Here is a 16,153-nt window from a genome sequence, read left to right as displayed (position 1 = left end):
GGGAAGAATGCCCGGTCAGCGTGACGCGGACGAAGCCACGATCCGCCAGCAGATCAACAAGATCATCGAAGGGCTCCGGGACAAGGATCTCGACAGCCTCAGACAGCGCTACACCACCAACGTCGTGTCCTTCGACATCGAGCCGCCGCTGCAGCACGTCGGCGTGGACGCGAAGCTGAGGAACTGGGCGAACGTGTTCGCGGTCTTCGAGACGGTGGACTACGAGGTCCGCGACCTGACCCTCACCGTGGGCGAGGACGTGGCGTTCGGACACGCGTTCGGCCGGCTCAGCGGCACGATGAGGGACGGGAGGGCCACCACCGGCATGTGGGTGCGGGTCACCTACGGCTTCGAGAAGACCGGCGACACGTGGCTCATCGCGCACGACCAGGTCTCGGTGCCGCTCGACGTCCGCAGCGGCAAGGGAGTTGTCGACCTCCAGCCCTGACCGGCCGCCGTTCCCGTAACGTCGATAATGCACATTATGTCAAGTAAGCAGATTCCGGCCCTCCCCGGGCCTCAGTCCACGACGGGGTCGACGAGGACCGCGGCGAGGGCCCGCCACTGCTCCTCGTCCCCGTCGTCGGTCGCGAGGGTGATGAGGGCCTTCCACAGCGCCCAGCCCCGGGCACGCCGCCAGGTGTCGTCGGGCAGGCCGGCCGACTCCCGGAACACCCGGCGCTCCGCACCGGCGAACCAGGTCCACGCCGCCACCAGGTCGCAGGCGGGATCCCCGACGCCGCAGGTGCCGAAGTCGATGACCGCCGACAGCCGCCCCTGCGCCACGAGCAGGTTGCCGGCGGCCACGTCGCCGTGGAACCAGACCGGCGCCACCGGCCAGGCCGAGGTCAGCGCCCGCGCCCACACCTCCCGGCAGGCGGCCGTGTCCACCCGGCCGCCCAGCACCTGGAGGGCCTGTTCGACCTCGTCGCCGTAGGCGCTCGGGTGGCAGCCCCGGAAGCAGGAATGCCGCCCGGCCGCCGGACCTCCGGTGGTGGGCGCGGACCGCAGCGCGGTAAGGAACGCGCCGAGGTCGCGCGCCACGGCCGGCCGGTCGACCTCCGCGGCGGCCGCGAGGGTGTCGCCGGGCAGCCAGCGCCGCACCGACCAGGGGTACGGGTAACCGGCGCCGGGCGCTCCGGTGGCCACTGGTTCGGGTACGGGCAGCGGCAGGTGGCGGGCCAGCACGGGCAGGTAGCGGTCCTCCTTCGCGACGCCGGGCACGTAGCCCTCGGCGCTGGGCAGCCGCACGACGAGGTGCTCGCCGAGGCGGAAGGTCCGGTTGTCCCACCCCTGCCGGGCCACGGCGGCGACCGGCAGGTGCGCCCACCGCGGGAACTGTTCGGCGACCAGCCGGCGTACGAGTTCCTCTTCGATGTCCACCACGCACCCAGTCTGGGTGCCGCGACAAGTGGTTTACCGGCGTCGCTCCCCCGCATCGACCGCTGGCGGGAACGCGAAAATCATGCATAATATGCCTTATGCATGACAAACCGGACGAACCGGTAGGGCGGTTGATCGAGGAGTTCCTGACCGCCCGGGCCACCCGCAAGCCCTCCCCCCACACCCTGGCCGCCTACCGGCGGGACCTCGCCACGGTGGCGAGCCTGGTGGCGGCGGACGGCGGCACCACTCCCCTCCCCCTCGACCAGCTTCCGGTCTCCGCCCTGTCCCCCCGGGTCATGCGCGCGGCGTTCGCCCGCTTCGCCACGCCCCGAGCCGCCGCGTCGGTCCACCGTGCCTGGTCGACGTGGAACAGCTTCTTCACGTTCCTGGTCGCCGAGGGGGTCGTACCCGGGAATCCGATGCCGGCGGTGGGGCGGCCCCGCACCCCGCTCCCCCAGCCCAAGCCGTTGCGGGGCGAGGACACCCCGGAGGAACTGCTGGCCGCGGTGGCCCGGGAGGACGGCCGGCAGCGCGACCCGTGGCCGGAGCGGGACCTGGCCGTGCTGGCGCTGGCGTTGTGCGCGGGGCTGCGGCTGTCGGAGCTGCTGGCGCTGCGGGTGGCGTCGGTGGCGGGCCGGCCCGGCGAGCGCCGGGTCGACGTGGCGGGCAAGGGTGGGCGGCCGCGGACGGTGCCGATCGAGGCGGGTGTGGACCGGGTGCTGGCGGACTACCTGGACAGTCGGCGGCGGCGGTTCGGATCGCGCAGTGTCCGGCCGGACTCGCCGCTGCTGGTGGACCGGCGGGGTGAGCCGCTGCGGCGGGGTGGCCTGCAGTATCTGGTGGAGTCCTGTTACCGGCGGGCGGGGATCGGTGACCGGGTGCCGCGGGGGGCGCGGCTGCACGCGTTGCGGCACACGTTCGCGACCCGGTTGGCCGAGGACGGGGCGAGCGCGGCGGAGATCATGCGGTTGCTGGGGCACGCGTCGTTGGCGTCGTCGCAGACGTACATCGAGGTGACGGCGGGTCAGCAGCGCGCGGCGGTGCATGCCAACCGGACCAACCGGGCGGTCGCGGCGCTGGTGGACGGGCCCGCGGGGGGCGGTGGTTGATCGGGGCGGGGGCGGTCAGTGGCGGCGTTCGAGCAGCTGCCTCAGCTTCTGGTAGCTGACCGGCGCGGCGCGTCGGGACTGCCGGCGCACCAGGGGCAGCAGGGCGACGCCGATGCCGTGACCTTCGAAGTCGAGGGTGAAGGTGACGCGGGAACGGGTGCCGCCGTCGAGGGGTTCGACGGTGATGGTGGCGTGCGGGCGGACCGGCCCGTCGATTCCCTGGGCGGCCCAGCGGTGCGGTGGGTCGTTGTGAGTGATCCGTTGGCGCATGGCGCGTTCGGTGCCGTTGATGCGGCGGGTGGTGGTGAACTCGGCGTCGCCGACCTGTACGCCGACGACGTCGGCCTGCCACTCGGCGAACCGGGACGGGTCGGTGGCGTAGGCGAAGACGTCGTGTGGGGGGCGGGCGATCTCGATGGTGGACTGCTGAGCTGCCATGGTTGCTCCTTTCGTTACGGGCGGCGGGTCTGTTCCGTCAGGGTTATGACGGTCGGCGCGGCGGGAGGGTAACGGTGGAGGACTTCGAGGCGCATCGCGGTCATCTGTACGCGGTGGCCTACCGGATGCTGGGTTCCGGTGGTGAGGCCGACGACGCCGTCCAGGAGGCGTGGCTGCGGGCGGCGCGGGCGGACCTGGGTGCGTTGACGAATCCGCGTGGTTGGCTGACCACGGTGGTGGCGCGGGTCTGTCTGGACATGCTGCGGTCGCGGAGGGCGCGTCGGGAGGTTCCGCTCACCGTGGCGCCGCCGTTGGCCGGCCCGGATCCGGAGCAGGAGACGGTGCTGGCCGAGTCGGTGGGTCTGGCGCTGCTGGTGGTTCTGGACACGTTGACGCCGGCCGAGCGGCTGGCGTTCGTGCTGCACGACCTGTTCGGCGTGTCGTACCCGGAGATCGCGTCGATCCTCGGCCGGTCGAGCGATGCGACGAAGATGCTGGCCAGTCGTGGGCGCCGCCGGGTTCGTGCGGCGGATCTTCCCGACGGGGATCCGGTTCGGCAGCGTGAGCTGGTCGAGGCGTTCCTCAGGGCCGCGCGTGCCGGTGATTTCGCAGCGCTGCTCGCGGTGCTGCATCCGGAGGTGACGGTGAGCGCGGACGCCGTCGCGGCCGGCTCCCCCGGGCCGGTGCGGCTGCGTGGCGCCGATGTCGTCGCCCGGCAGGCGCTGCTGTTCTCGCAGCGGGCGCCGTATGGCCGGGTGGGGCTGGTCGACGGGGCGGCGGCGATTCTCGTGGCGCCGCGGGGGCGGCTGGTGACGGTCCTGACGTTCCAGGTGGCCGGTGGTGCGATCGTGGCGGTCGACGTGGTGGCGGATCCGGGCCGGTTGAGTCGGCTGGCCGTCGGGGTGTGAGGGTCGCCGGGCGCGGGCGGTGGTGGCAGGATCCGGGCGGTGCGGGTCGGTCACGCGCGGGCGGTGGCGGTCGGGTGGGTGCGCGAGGAGATGCGCCGGGACCCGTCGGTCGGGGGCGCGTTCTTCAGCGGGTCGACGGTGGGTCTGCCGGACGACGCGGTGCTGCCGGCTTCCTCGGACGTGGACGTGCTGCTGGTGCGGGACGCGCCGGCGGCGAAGGTGGGCAAGTTCGTTCACCGTGGGGTGCTGTTGGAGGTCTCGGCGCTGACCTGGGCGGAGCTGGGGTCGCCGGAGGACGTGCTGGGGTCGTGGGTGTTCGCGCCGATGTTCCGGGCGGGCGCGGTGATCGCGGATCCGTCGGGTCGGCTGGCGGCGATCCGGGACCGGGTGGCGGCGGGGTTCGCGGATCCGGTGTGGGTGCGGCGGCGGTGTGCCGGGGTGCGGCGGCGTATCGAGGACGGGTTGGCGCGCCTGGATGAGCGGGCGTCGCTGGCGGAGCAGGTGCTGGGGTGGGTGTTCCCGACGTCGCTGCTGGCGGTGTGGCCGGCGGTGGCGGGGTTGCGGGATCCGACGGTGCGGCGGCGGTACGTGCGGGCGCGGGAGGTGCTGACCGCCTACGGGTTCGGTGACCGGTACGAGGAGTTGCTGGCGTCGCTGGACGGTGGCGGGGTGGGGCCGGATCGGGTGCGGGAGCACCTGGCGGGGTTGGCGGTGACGTTCGACGAGGCGGCACGGGTGGCGCGTACCCCGTTTCCGTTCGTGGCGGACCTGTCGGCGGCGGGGCGGCCGGTGGTGCTGGACGGGAGCGCGGAGCTGGTGGCGGCGGGCGCCCACCGGGAGGCGATGTTCTGGGTGGTGGTGACGTACGCGCGCTGTCACGCGGTGCTGGCGGCCGACGCGCCGGGGCGGGAGCGGGTGTTGCGGCCGGCCTTCGAGGCGGCGGTGGCGGATCTTCGGGCGGCGTCGGCGGCGGACCGGCGGCGGCGGGCCGCGGAGCTGCTGGGGTCGTTGCCGCGGTGGCAGGCGGTGGCGGGTGCGGTCGCGGAGCGCGCTGTGGCAGGCTGAGGGGTGAACGCGACTGGCGGCACCGAGGATGGGCAACCATCGGGGAGCTCTCGTCGCGGGGGTCGACCGCCTGGGCCTCCGCGGGCGGGGTGCGGCATGTCTTCTTCGGGTACGACGACGGCGCGGCTGCTGCCGGGTGCGCCGGTGGCGGAGCAGGTGTTGGCGGAGGTCGCCGAGTCGGTGGTGGCGTTGCGGGCGGCAGGGGTCACGCCGGCGTTGGCCACGGTGCTGGTGGGCGACGACGACGCGAGCGCGGGTTACATCCGGATCAAGCAGCGGCAGGCGGCGGAGTTGGGTTTCGTGTCGCCGCACGTGCATCTGGCGGCGTCGGCGTCGCAGGCGGATCTGCACGCGGTGCTGGCGGATTTCAACGCGGACAAGGCCGTGCACGGGGTGCTGGTGCAGTATCCGATCCCGGGGCACCTGGACTACGACCGGGCCCTGGCGGAGTTGGACCCGGACAAGGACGTGGACGGGATGCATCCGGTGAACATGGGCCGGTTGGCGTTGGGGTTGCCGGGTCCGTTGCCGTGTACGCCGGCGGGGATCGAGGCGTTGCTGGCGTTCCACGGGGTGCCGGTGGCGGGCCGGGAGGTGGTGATCCTCGGTCGGGGCGCCACGTTGGGCCGTCCGTTGGCGATGCTGCTGGCGCAGAAGCGGCCGACGGCGAACGCGGCGGTGACGGTGGTGCACACGGGGGTGCCGGACTGGGCGCGGTACACGCGGCGGGCGGAGATCCTGGTGGCGGCGGCCGGGGTGCCGGGGATCATCCAGCCGGAGCATGTGCGTCCGGGTGGTGTGGTGATCGGCGGCGGGGTGCGGTACGAGGGGCGGCGGCTGCTGCCGGACGTGGACGAGTCGTGTGCCGAGGTGGCGGGGGCGATCACGCCGCGGGTCGGTGGGGTGGGTCCGACGACGGTGGCGATGTTGTTCCGCAACGCGGTGCGGGCGGCGCAGCGGGCGTCCGGGCTGGGCTGAGGCGGTCAGCCGAGGTCGACCAGGAGCGGCCGGTGGTCGGAGATGGTGGACAGCGGGGTGTCGACGGCGGTGACCGGCGGTAGCCGGTCCAGGCCGCGCCGGTCGGCGAGGATGTGGTCGAGCTGCACCCGGGGTTGCCCGGCCGGGTAGGTGGGGCGGCGGCCCAGCGGTCGCCAGCGGGACAGCAGGGCGGCGGGTCCGGCGGGCAGGTTGAGGTCGCCGAGGAGGATCCGGGGTGCGGGCAGGGTGCGCAGGGCGCGGACGACGCGGCGCAGTTGCAGGATGTTCCAGCCGGGCACGAAGGACAGGTGGGTGGCGGCGACGGTGAGCGGCCCGTGCGGGGTGTCGAGGACGGCGGCGAGGACGACGCGGGGTTCGTCGCGGAGCAGGACGAGCCCGCCGCCGGGGCCGGGCACGTAGATGGGTGACCGGACGGGGGCGGGCCGCAGCCGGGTGACCTGCCAGGAGCGGACGGGGTGGCGGCTGACCAGGCCGATGCCGTAGAGGGGTTCGCCGTGGCCGTCGTCGTCGTGGGTGAGGGGGCGGAACTGTTCCCCGGGGGTGCCCACGACGGCGGCGGCGAAGCGGTGTTCGGGGGCGTCGAGGGCGCGGGCGGCGATGGCGGTGAGGTCGAGGTTGCCGCTGCGGGACTGGTCGCGGTCGACCTCCTGCAGGGCGAGGACGTCGGCGTCGAGGGCGGTGACGGCGGCGGCGAGCCGGTCGGGGTCGACGAGACCGTCGGTGAGGGACCGCCCGTGCAGCAGGTTGAAGGTGGCCAGGCGCACCAGCACACCCTACGTCCGCGTGGCAGGCTTGCCGGGTGCTGAGGGCGTTGCTGTGTTCGATGCTGGTGTTCGTGGCGGTGGCGTCGGTGGGGTTGTGGTTGCGGCGGCGTCGGGGGCGCTGAGCTGCGGTGAGGCTGGCCACAGCCGGTCTCGTCGGGGCGGTGGGGCTGGGCAGAATGCGGCCCGTGGATCCTCTGTCGCTGACGACCCTGTTGAGCGCGGCCGCCCTGGCGGGCTGGGTGGACGCCGTGGTGGGCGGCGGTGGCCTGTTGCTGTTGCCGGCGTTGCTGCTGGGCGCGCCGGGGGTGCCGGTGGCGACGGCGTTGGGCACGAACAAGCTGGCGGCGATCTTCGGTACGTCGACGGCGGCGGTGACGTACGCGCGGCGCACGAAGTTGGACTGGGCGGTGGCGGGTCCAGCGGCGGGGTTGGCGGTGCTGACGGCCGGGTTGGGCGCGGCCCTGGCGGGGGCGGTGCCGGCGGGCGCGTACCGGCCGGTGGTGCTGGTGGTGCTGGTGTCGGTGGCGGTGTTCGTGCTGACCCGGCCGCGGTTGGGTGTGGTGTCGCGTCCGGAGCGGCGGACGCCGACGCGGGTGGTGGTGGCCGTGGCGGTGGCCGGGTTGGGCATCGCCCTGTACGACGGGTTGATCGGTCCGGGCACCGGCACGTTCCTGGTGTTGGCGTTCACCGCGCTGCTGGGGTCGGATTTCGTGCACGCCTCGGCGATGGCGAAGGTGGTCAACGCGGGCACGAACCTGGGGGCGCTGGTGGTGTTCGCGGCGACCGGGCACGTGTGGTGGCTGCTGGGCGCGGCCATGGCGGTGTGCAACATCGCCGGGGCGGCGGTGGGCGCGCGGATGGCGTTGCGCCGCGGTGCGGGTTTCGTGCGGGTGGTGCTGCTGGTCGTGGTGCTGGCGCTGGTGGGCAAGCTGGGTTACGACCAGTGGATGGCGGCGTGAGGCGCTGAGCGCCACCGTGTGATCATCGGCGGGTGGCTGTCCGCGCCGAACACGACCGCGCCGTCCTCGCCGAGCTGCTGGGCCGGGACCCGGTGCTGCACGCGTACCAGCTGGGTGACCTGGACGACTTCTTCTGGCCGTACACCTCGTGGTTCCGCCGCGGCGACGAGGTGGTGCTGCTCTACCACGGGGTCGAGCTGCCCACGCTGCTGGCGTTCGCGCCGCCGGAGCGCGCCGGGGACCTGGCGGCGCTGCTGACCGAGGCGGCGCCGGTGTTGCCGGCCCGGCTGTGGGCGCACCTCTCCCCCGGCCTGGAGGCGACGGTGGCCCGCTGGTACGCCGTGTCCGACGCGGCGGTGCATCACCGGATGGCGTTGACCGATCCGGCGCGGCTGGCGGCGGTGCCCCGGGCCGGGGTGCCGCTGGGCCGCGCCGACCTGCCGGAGCTGCGGGAGTTGTACGCGGCCGCGTACCCGGGGAACTGGTTCGACCCGCGGATGCTGGACACCGGCCGGTACGTGGGGGTGCGGGAGGCCGGCCGGCTGGTCGCGGTGGCCGGGGTGCACGTGTGGTCGCCGACGTGGCGGGTGGCCGCCCTGGGCAACGTGACCACCCACCCGGACGTGCGGGGCCGGGGTCTGGCCGGGGCGGCCGTGGCAGCGTTGTGCGCGGGGATGCGGGGCGTCGTCGATCACGTGACGCTCAACGTGAAGGCCGACAACCTCCCCGCGGTACGCCTCTACGAGCGGCTCGGATTCACCCGGGTGGCCGACTTCACCGAGTGCGCGTTGCATCGCCTTCCGTGACCGCCTGACCGGTCAGTCTGTCGTGTCCAGCCGCCACGCCGGGTCAACAACCCGACCCTGACCTGGGCTTGTGTCTGACCGGCGCGGCGCGGCCCAGCCCCTAGCGTCTGCTGTCGAGGCCGCGCCCGGGGCGGGCGCGGCGGAGCTGAAGGAGACACGATGGGTTTCACAGCAGTGCCCCCCGGGCGAAGAACGGCGGTGACCGTGGCCGCCGCCGTGACCGCGGTGCTGACCGCGGTGGCCACGCCCGCCTGGGCGGCGCCCGGGGTCGACCCGGCCACCGTGGACCGGTCCGCGGACCCCGGCGCCACCATTCCGATCAGCAAGGTGGTCTCGACGCCGCCGATCCCGCCGAACCCGGACGTGGTGCTGCTGGTCGACACGACCGGCAGCATGGGCGCGGCGATCGCCAACGTCCGCACGAACCTGCAGCAGGTGATCACCAACGTGCGCGGGGCGCAGCCCAGCGCACAGTTCGCGGTGGCCTCCTACCGGGACGAGGGTGACGGCGCGGAGCTGTTCCGGGTCCGGCAGAACCTGACCGGTGACGCCACCGCGTTGCAGACCGCGGTCGACGGGCTGGCCGCCGGGGGCGGCGGTGACGTCCCGGAGGCGTGGGTGAACGGGCTGTTCCAGGTCTCCGACGGGGGCATCGCCTACCGCTCGGGCAGCAGCCGGATCGTGGTGCTGGTCGGTGACGCGCCCAGCCACGACCCGAGCGCCGGGCACACCCTGGCGCAGGCCACCGCCGCGCTGCAGGCCGACGACGCCCGCGTGCTCGCGGTCGACGTCACCGGCGGGGGCGGCGGCCTGGACGCGCTCGGCCAGGCCACCGCCGTGGCCGCCGCCACCGGCGGTCAGGTGGTCGGCAGCGCCCCGGACACCGTCACCGCGGCGATCCTGTCCGGGCTGCGGGACCTCGACGTGACCGTCACCCCGCAGGTGGTCTGCGACCCGGGCCTGTCGGTGAGCTTCGACGCGCCGTCGAAGACCCAGCAGAGCGGCACCGACGTGCCGTTCGCCGAGACCATCACGGTCGCCGGCGACGCCCCGCAGGGCGCCACCCTGCACTGCACGGTGGACTTCCTGCTCAACGGCCTCTCCGGCGGGCCGGCGTTCGTCGAGCACATCGCGGTGACGGTCAACGACGTGACCCCGCCGACGGTGGTCGTGGACGACCGGACCGTGGAGGCCACCAGCCCCGCCGGCGCGGTGATCAACTATCCGGCGAGCGCCACCGACAACGTCGACGGTCCGCTCACCCCGACGTGCGCGCCGCCGCCCGGCAGCACCTTCCCGCTGGGGGCCACCACGGTCACCTGCACCGCCACCGACGCCGCCGGCAACACCGGCAGCGACACCGCGGTGATGCGGGTGGTCGACACCACCGCGCCGGACACCCGGTGCGTGCCGACCAACAACCCGAGCGGCGACAACACCCCCGGCTCGTACAACCCGGACGGCTTCTACCAGCTGACCTCCACCGACATCGTCGACACGGCGGTCCAGGTGTACATCTCCGACGCCGCCGACCCGTCGGTGCGGTTCGGCCCGTTCCCGGCCGGCACGAAGATCAAGCTGGTGCAGGCGCCGGGCGCGCAGTCCCGGGTGAAGGACGGCACCGGCGACATCGACTACAAGGTGACGCTGCGCGGCGACGCGATCATCACCGGCGTGGACGACTCCGGTAACACCTCCACCGCGACCTGCCTGGTGGCTCCGCCGCCGAAGTGACCCGTCGCGACCGACCGTGCGGGGGTGGCCGTCGCGCCACCCCCGCACCGCGGTCAGCGGCCCCGGCTGGGCGAGTCGAACCGGCCGGCGCGGATCTCCCGCAGCGCCCGGCGGCGGGTGTCGCCGCGCAGGGTGTCCACGTACAGGCGGCCGTGCAGGTGGTCGGTCTCGTGCTGCAACGCGCGGGCCAGGAACCCGCTGCCGCTGATGGTCAGCGGCTGGCCGTGCTGGTCGACGCCGTGCGCCGTGGCGTGCATGGCCCGCGGCGTCGGGAAGTACAGCCCCGGGATCGACAGGCAGCCCTCGTCGTCGTCCTGGCGCTCCTCGGACAGCTCCAGCGTCGGGTTGATCAGGTGGCCGCGGTGCCCGTCGGCGTCGTAGACGAACACCTGCGCGTTCACCCCGATCTGCGGCGCCGCCACCCCGGCCCGGCCGGGCGCGCCGAGCAGCGTGTCCATGAGGTCCTGCACGAGCGCGCGCAGCTCGGCGTCGAAACTGGTCACCGGCTCGGACGGGGTGCGCAGCACGGGGTCGCCGATGATCCGGATCGGGCGCATAGTCATGCCGGGAAGGCTAGCCGCCCGTTACGGCGGCCGGTGGCGCACCCGCCCGGTCCCGGACCAGGACCTCGATGCCGTCGAGCAGGCGGGCCAGCCCGAACTCGAAGGCGCGGGCCGGGTCCCCGGCGGCCTGGTACTCCTGGCCGGCGGTGGTGCCCACCCGGGCGGCGAGCGGGAACCGGCCCGGGTCGAGGACCTTCTCCAGGTACGGGGCGTGCGCGTGCCACCACTGCTGCTCGGTCATCCCGGTGTCCCGGCTGGCCTGGGCCGTCTCCACGGCGGGGCGGGCCGCGCCGTGGACGTACCCGGTGACGAGGGTGACCACGGCGTCCATCTCCAGGTCGGTCAGGCCGATCCCGTCGACGGCGCGCAGCTCGTACTCGTACTTGGCGATCACGTTCGGGCCCAGCGGCGGCCGGGTGGTGGCGACCTGCAGCAGCCACGGGTGGCGCAGGTAGAGGGCGAAGTTCTCCCGGGCGATCTGCGCCAGCCGGCCCCGCCACCCGCCCGGCACCTCGTCGGGGCGGGCGGTCTCGCCGTAGACGGTGTCGAGCATGACGTCGAGCAGTTCACCCTTGCCGGGCACGTGCGTGTAGAGGGTCATGGTGCCCACCCCGAGCCGCTCGGCGACCCGGCGCATGGACAGCGCGCCCAGCCCCTCGGCGTCGGCGACCTCGATGGCCGCCCGCACGATCCGCTCCACGGACAGGTCGCCGCCCTTGCGGCTGACCTTCTCCCGGGTACGCCAGAGCAGGGCGAGGCTGCGCGCCGGGTCCCCGGTGCCGCTGTACTCGGTGGTCACCCGCCGACTGTACCGACCCCCCTTGTCGTATGGTGTACGGTACGGCGTACCGGAACGATGATCGGAGGGGCGCATGGGACGCGACGGACCGGCGATCGAGGCGGAGGGCCTGCGCAAGCGCTACGGCGACCTGGTCGCCCTGGACGGGATCGACCTGGCCGTGCCGTCCGGCACGGTCTGCGCCGTGCTCGGCGTGAACGGGGCCGGCAAGAGCACCCTGGTGCGCATCCTGACCACCCTGCTGCGCGCCGACGCCGGCGTGGCCCGGGTCGCCGGGTTCGACGTCCGCCGGCAGGCCGACCGGGCCCGCGCGCACCTCGGCCTGGTCGGCCAGCACGCGGCGGTCGACGAGATCCTCAGCGGCCGGCAGAACCTGGTGCTCTTCGGCCGGCTGCACCACCTCTCCCCCGGCCGGGCGGCGGCCCGCGCCGACGAGCTGCTCGACCGCTTCGACCTGCGCGCGGCCGCCGACCGGCCGGTGGCCACCTGGTCCGGCGGGATGCGCCGCCGGCTGGACCTGGCCGCCGCCCTGATCGTCGACCCGCCGGTGCTGTTCCTCGACGAGCCCACCACCGGCCTGGACCCCCGCGCCCGCAGCGACGTCTGGGACGCCGTGCGCGGCCTGGTCGACGCCGGCGCCACCGTCCTGCTGACCACCCAGTACCTGGAGGAGGCCGACCGGCTCGCCGACACCGTGCGGGTGCTCGACCACGGCCGGGTCACCGCGGCCGGCACCCCGGAGGAACTGAAGTCCACCCTCGGCGGCGACCGCGTCGACGTGGTGCTGCACCACCCCGACGACCTGGCACCGGCCGCGGCCGCGATCACCGCCGCCACCGGCGCCGCGCCCACCGTCGACCGTGCCGCGCTGCGGCTCAGCGTCCCGGTCACCGACCGGGTCGCGGCCCTGGCCGCGGTGCTGCGCGCCGTGGAGGCCGCCGGCCTGCGCGCCGGCGACGTGGCGGTCCGCCGCCCCACCCTCGACGAGGTGTTCCTGCGCCTCACCGACTCCCGCACGGAGGTGCCCGCGTGACCGTCCTGCCGCTGTCCCGGGCCCGCTGGGCCGTCGCCGACACCGCCACCCTGACCGGCCGCACCCTCGCCCACTGGGCGCGCCGCCCCGGCGAGGTGCTGGTGGGCCTGCTCTTCCCCGTCCTGCTGCTGCTGATGTTCGGCTACCTCTTCGGCGGCGCCATGGCCGTCCCCGACGGCGCCGGCTACCGGGAGTTCCTGCTGCCCGGCATGGTGGCCATGACCATGCTCTTCGGCGTGGAGACCACCTACACGGCGGTGGCCCTGGACACCGCGCGCGGCGTGACCGACCGGTTCCGGTCGCTACCGATGAGCCGCGCCGCCGTGGTCACCGGCCGGGCCGTGGCCGACCTGCTGCACTCCGCGGCGGCCCTGGCCGTGGTGCTCGGCTGCGGCGTCCTGGTCGGCTGGCAGCCGCACCGCGGCCCGCTGCGCGCCCTGGCCGCCGTGGCGCTGCTGCTGCTCCTGCGCTTCGCGATGATCTGGCTCGGGGTGTACCTGGCGCTGCTGCTGCGCCGCCCCGAGACGGTGGCCGCGCTGCAGATCCTGGTGTGGCCGCTGGGCTTCGCCTCCAACGCGTTCGTCGCCCCGGCCACCATGCCGGGCTGGCTCGCCGCGGTCGCGGCCTGGAACCCGCTGTCGGCCACCGTCGCCGCCGGCCGGGAGCTGTTCGGCAACCCCGGCTGGGGCGCCGACTCCTGGCCGGCCGAGCACGCCGTGGCCCTGGCGGTGGCCTGGCCGGTGCTGCTGGTCGCCGTGTTCCTGCCGCTGTCCGTGCGCCGCTGGCAGCGCCTGGGCCGCTGACGGTCCCGGCCGCCGGCCCGGTCGAGGTCAGGCCGGCCGGGTGGGCGTCAGGCCGGTGTCGGCGATCCGGTCGCGCAGCGGGCGGCGGCGCAGCGCGGCGAGCACCGCGTACAGCTCGTCGGCCAGGGGTACGGGCAGCTCGGCGTCGAGCCGGCGTATGGCGGTGGTGGTGGCCGCCCACTCGGCCTCGATGACCGGCAGCAGGGCGCGCGCCCGGTCGGTGAGGGTGACGATGCGCTGCCGGGCGTCCGCGCCGGGGGCGAGGTCGACCAGTCCGGCGCGGGCCATCTGGGCGACGGTCTGGCTGGCCGCGGAGTGGGTGACACCGACGCGGGCGGCCAGGTCGCGGATCGCCAGGGGCCCGTCGGCGACCAGCACCCGCACCAGGGGCGAGTAGCGGGGCCGGTAGTCGGCCAGGTCGAGGTCTGCGTAGACCGCGGCGACGTCGCCGTCGAGCACCTCCAGGACGTGGCGCAGGAGGGTGCCGAGGGCCTCGCGGTCGGGGGTGGCGGTCACGTCCGCTAATGTAACAGCGCTGTTGTATCCGGGCCGTGGGAGGGCACCCGATGTATCCACCGATCGAGCCGTACGCGCAGGGCCAGCTCGACGTCGGCGACGGCCAGCGGATCCACTGGGAGACCAGCGGCAACCCCGGCGGCCGGCCCGCCCTCGTGGTGCACGGCGGCCCCGGCTCCGGCGCCGGCCCCTCCTGGCGGCAGCTGTTCGACCCGGCCGCCTACCGGATCATCCTGTTCGACCAGCGCGGCTGCGGCCGCAGCACCCCGCCCGCCAGCGACCCGGCCACCGACCTGTCGGTCAACACGACCGCGCACCTGCTGGCCGACATGGAACGGCTGCGCGCGCACCTGGGCGTCGACCGGTGGCTGCTCTGCGGCGCGTCCTGGGGCTCGTCGCTGTCCCTGGCGTACGCCCAGCGCCACCCGGAGCGGGTCACCGCGCTGGTGCTGTTCAGCGTGGTCGCCAACACCCGCCGGGAGATCGACTGGGTGACCCGGGACATGGGCCGGATCTTCCCGCAGGAGTGGGCCCGGTTCCGCGACGGCGTGCCGGCGGCCGAGCGCGACGGTGACCTGTCCGCCGCGTACGCCCGGCTGGTCAACGACCCGGACCCGCGGGTGCGCGACCAGGCCGCCCGGGACTGGTGCGCCTGGGAGGACGTGCACGTCTCCCTGGCCGGCGGGTACCAGGCCAGTCCCCGCTACGCCGACCCGGTGTTCCGGGCCGGCTTCACCCGGCTGGTCACCCACTACTTCAGCAACCTGGGGTTCCTGCCCGACGGGCAGCTGCTGCGCGACGCCGGCAGGCTCGCCGGCATCCCCGGCGTGCTGCTGCAGGGCCGCCTGGACGTCAGCGGTCCGCCCGACATCGCCTGGCAGCTCACCCGGGCGTGGCCCGACGCCCGCCTGGAGATCGTCGAGTCCGGCGGCCACGGCAGCGGCCACGGCGTGGGCGAGCGGGTCGTCGCCGCCCTGGACGACTTCGCCCGCGCCTGACCGGCCGTCTCAGGTGGCGGCGAGCAGGGCGCGGATCGGAGCGGCCTTCGCGGCGGCCTCGGCGACCTCGGCGGCCGGGTCGCTGCCCCAGGTGATGCCGCCGCCGGCCCACAGGTGCAGCCGTTCGGCGTCCGCCGCGGCGGTGCGGATGGTCAACCCGAGGTCGACGCGGCCCGGCCCGACCCAGCCGAGCGCGCCCATGCTCGCGCCGCGGCCCACCGGCTCCAGGGCGGCGACCTGGTCGAGCGCGGCGAGCTTCGGGGCGCCGGTCACCGAGCCGCCGGGGCAGACCGCGCGCAGCAGGTCGGCCAGGCCCAGCCCGTCGGCGGGCGCGGCCGACACCGTCGACTCGGCCTGCCACAGATCGCACCACCGGTGTACGGCGAACAGCTCGTCCACCCGCACCGAGCCGGTGCGGGCCACCCGCGCCAGGTCGTTGCGTTCCAGGTCGACGATCATCACGTGTTCGGCGCGTTCCTTGGCCGAGGCGAGCAGTTCCCGCCGGCCGGCCGGGGTGGCCGGGCGGGTGCCCTTGATCGGCCTGGTGACCAGGCGGCCGTGTTCGACAGCGATCAGGGTCTCCGGGGAGGCGCAGCCGATCGCCCAGCCCAGCCCGGACAGGGTGCCGCCGTAGCGGGCGCCGGGCAGCGCGGCCAGCCGCGCCAGGGCGGGCAGGGGGTCCCCGGCGTAGCCGGCGGCGGCGTGGCCGACCAGGTTGACCTGGTAGACGTCGCCGCGCCCGATGGCCGCGCGGACGGCCGTCACGGCGTGGGCGTGCGCGGCGGGGGTCCAGCTGTCGTGCCACGGCCCGAGCCACCAGCCGCCGGCCCGTGCGGCGGGCGGCGGCGGGGCGGGCCGGTCGGCGTGTCCGTAGACCACCACCACGAGGTCGGGCAGCGCCGGCGCCGGGGTGGGGGCGCCCGCCGGGCCGCCGGCGGCCCGGGCCCCGGCCGCGGCGGACAGGAACAGGGCGGCGCCGCAGGTCCCGTGCGGGTCGTGGGCGGTCGGGCGGGCCAGGTCGGACAGGGCGACGCCGTGCGCGGCCAGGAAGTCCTCGGCGAGCGCGGCGGGGTCGCCGCCGTCGGCGAGCCACCATTCGAGGCGGGCCCGTTCCACGAGCCGGTCCCGGCACTCGGGCGGGGATCCGGGTGCGTCGACCCCCATGATTGGGAGCGCTTCCACGCCGTCCGGTCGGTTCACACTCATCCGTTCAGCCGATTTCGGGTGAACAAGCCGCATCCTTGCTCGATAGCGCGCGCTTGCGCTTGGTACT

At 74.9% G+C, this 16,153-nt stretch carries 18 protein-coding genes and 1 riboswitch; of the genes, 11 read left to right on the top strand and 7 right to left on the bottom strand.

Features of this window, described 5'->3' with window-relative positions:
* Window positions 1–7 precede the first annotated feature (7 nt).
* The gene (locus GA0070603_RS03470) at window positions 8–448 is read left to right on the top strand and encodes a YybH family protein (protein ID WP_091306971.1); all 441 of its coding nucleotides are present in this window, start codon (window positions 8–10) and stop codon (window positions 446–448) included.
* A 71-nt stretch (window positions 449–519) separates the two neighbouring features.
* Here the strand turns inward: GA0070603_RS03470 and GA0070603_RS03465 are convergent, their stop codons facing one another.
* A complete protein-coding gene (locus GA0070603_RS03465) occupies window positions 520–1,386 on the bottom strand; it encodes an aminoglycoside phosphotransferase family protein (RefSeq protein WP_091306967.1) in 867 nt (288 codons plus the stop codon).
* A gap of 95 nt (window positions 1,387–1,481) precedes the next feature.
* Here GA0070603_RS03465 and GA0070603_RS03460 point away from each other — a divergent pair, with 95 nt between their 5' ends.
* Window positions 1,482–2,495, top strand: coding sequence for a tyrosine-type recombinase/integrase (locus GA0070603_RS03460; RefSeq protein WP_091306962.1), 1,014 nt, complete (start codon window positions 1,482–1,484; stop codon window positions 2,493–2,495).
* 15 nt (window positions 2,496–2,510) lie between these two features.
* Here the strand turns inward: GA0070603_RS03460 and GA0070603_RS03455 are convergent, their stop codons facing one another.
* Window positions 2,511–2,933 (bottom strand): SRPBCC family protein, encoded by a 423-nt coding sequence (locus GA0070603_RS03455; protein WP_091306958.1) that lies wholly within the window; start codon window positions 2,931–2,933, stop codon window positions 2,511–2,513.
* Between the two features lie 74 nt (window positions 2,934–3,007).
* Here GA0070603_RS03455 and GA0070603_RS03450 point away from each other — a divergent pair, with 74 nt between their 5' ends.
* The 3 genes from GA0070603_RS03450 to GA0070603_RS03440 all read left to right on the top strand — a co-directional run bounded on the left by GA0070603_RS03450 (window position 3,008) and on the right by GA0070603_RS03440 (window position 5,884).
* Complete coding sequence (locus tag GA0070603_RS03450; protein WP_279627474.1) at window positions 3,008–3,841, top strand: sigma-70 family RNA polymerase sigma factor; 834 nt, start codon at window positions 3,008–3,010, stop codon at window positions 3,839–3,841.
* 39 nt (window positions 3,842–3,880) lie between these two features.
* Window positions 3,881–4,906: a hypothetical protein gene (locus GA0070603_RS32315; protein WP_091306954.1), complete on the top strand. Its 1,026-nt coding sequence runs from the start codon at window positions 3,881–3,883 to the stop codon at window positions 4,904–4,906.
* Window positions 4,906–4,989, top strand: a riboswitch (ZMP/ZTP riboswitch). Its footprint overlaps the gene before it by 1 nt.
* 13 nt (window positions 4,990–5,002) lie before the next feature.
* A complete protein-coding gene (locus tag GA0070603_RS03440; protein ID WP_091306950.1) occupies window positions 5,003–5,884 on the top strand; it encodes a bifunctional 5,10-methylenetetrahydrofolate dehydrogenase/5,10-methenyltetrahydrofolate cyclohydrolase in 882 nt (293 codons plus the stop codon).
* A 5-nt stretch (window positions 5,885–5,889) separates the two neighbouring features.
* Here the strand turns inward: GA0070603_RS03440 and GA0070603_RS03435 are convergent, their stop codons facing one another.
* Window positions 5,890–6,669, bottom strand: coding sequence for an endonuclease/exonuclease/phosphatase family protein (locus GA0070603_RS03435; protein ID WP_091321476.1), 780 nt, complete (start codon window positions 6,667–6,669; stop codon window positions 5,890–5,892).
* A 185-nt stretch (window positions 6,670–6,854) separates the two neighbouring features.
* On the opposite strand from GA0070603_RS03435, the gene GA0070603_RS03430 reads away from it, so the two are divergent.
* The 3 genes from GA0070603_RS03430 to GA0070603_RS03420 all read left to right on the top strand — a co-directional run bounded on the left by GA0070603_RS03430 (window position 6,855) and on the right by GA0070603_RS03420 (window position 10,168).
* Complete coding sequence (locus GA0070603_RS03430) at window positions 6,855–7,628, top strand: sulfite exporter TauE/SafE family protein (protein WP_091321474.1); 774 nt, start codon at window positions 6,855–6,857, stop codon at window positions 7,626–7,628.
* A gap of 32 nt (window positions 7,629–7,660) precedes the next feature.
* On the top strand, window positions 7,661–8,434 hold the full coding sequence (locus tag GA0070603_RS03425; protein ID WP_091306947.1) for a GNAT family N-acetyltransferase: 774 nt from the start codon (window positions 7,661–7,663) through the stop codon (window positions 8,432–8,434).
* Between the two features lie 159 nt (window positions 8,435–8,593).
* The gene (locus GA0070603_RS03420; RefSeq protein ID WP_139131793.1) at window positions 8,594–10,168 is read left to right on the top strand and encodes a VWA domain-containing protein; all 1,575 of its coding nucleotides are present in this window, start codon (window positions 8,594–8,596) and stop codon (window positions 10,166–10,168) included.
* A 53-nt stretch (window positions 10,169–10,221) separates the two neighbouring features.
* Here the strand turns inward: GA0070603_RS03420 and def are convergent, their stop codons facing one another.
* The gene (gene def / locus GA0070603_RS03415) at window positions 10,222–10,731 is read right to left on the bottom strand and encodes a peptide deformylase (RefSeq protein ID WP_091306940.1); all 510 of its coding nucleotides are present in this window, start codon (window positions 10,729–10,731) and stop codon (window positions 10,222–10,224) included.
* 10 nt (window positions 10,732–10,741) lie between these two features.
* The gene (locus tag GA0070603_RS03410) at window positions 10,742–11,530 is read right to left on the bottom strand and encodes a TetR/AcrR family transcriptional regulator (protein ID WP_244282373.1); all 789 of its coding nucleotides are present in this window, start codon (window positions 11,528–11,530) and stop codon (window positions 10,742–10,744) included.
* Between the two features lie 73 nt (window positions 11,531–11,603).
* Here GA0070603_RS03410 and GA0070603_RS03405 point away from each other — a divergent pair, with 73 nt between their 5' ends.
* A complete protein-coding gene (locus tag GA0070603_RS03405; protein ID WP_091306932.1) occupies window positions 11,604–12,563 on the top strand; it encodes an ATP-binding cassette domain-containing protein in 960 nt (319 codons plus the stop codon).
* On the top strand, window positions 12,560–13,366 hold the full coding sequence (locus GA0070603_RS03400; protein WP_208862792.1) for an ABC transporter permease: 807 nt from the start codon (window positions 12,560–12,562) through the stop codon (window positions 13,364–13,366). Before GA0070603_RS03405 ends, GA0070603_RS03400 begins: the two co-directional genes overlap by 4 nt.
* A gap of 27 nt (window positions 13,367–13,393) precedes the next feature.
* On the opposite strand, the gene GA0070603_RS03395 is transcribed toward GA0070603_RS03400, so the two are convergent.
* The gene (locus tag GA0070603_RS03395; protein WP_091306928.1) at window positions 13,394–13,882 is read right to left on the bottom strand and encodes a MarR family winged helix-turn-helix transcriptional regulator; all 489 of its coding nucleotides are present in this window, start codon (window positions 13,880–13,882) and stop codon (window positions 13,394–13,396) included.
* 50 nt (window positions 13,883–13,932) lie between these two features.
* On the opposite strand from GA0070603_RS03395, the gene pip reads away from it, so the two are divergent.
* A complete protein-coding gene (gene pip / locus GA0070603_RS03390) occupies window positions 13,933–14,880 on the top strand; it encodes a prolyl aminopeptidase (protein WP_091306923.1) in 948 nt (315 codons plus the stop codon).
* A 9-nt stretch (window positions 14,881–14,889) separates the two neighbouring features.
* Here the strand turns inward: pip and GA0070603_RS03385 are convergent, their stop codons facing one another.
* Window positions 14,890–16,119, bottom strand: a complete 1,230-nt coding sequence (locus GA0070603_RS03385; protein WP_208862791.1) for a chorismate-binding protein — start codon at window positions 16,117–16,119, stop codon at window positions 14,890–14,892.
* Window positions 16,120–16,153 lie beyond the last annotated feature (34 nt).

This window comes from Micromonospora chersina, from assembly GCF_900091475.1.
In the GTDB taxonomy this organism is placed as follows: domain Bacteria; phylum Actinomycetota; class Actinomycetes; order Mycobacteriales; family Micromonosporaceae; genus Micromonospora; species Micromonospora chersina.
This window is presented reverse-complemented; position numbering and strand designations above follow the sequence as displayed.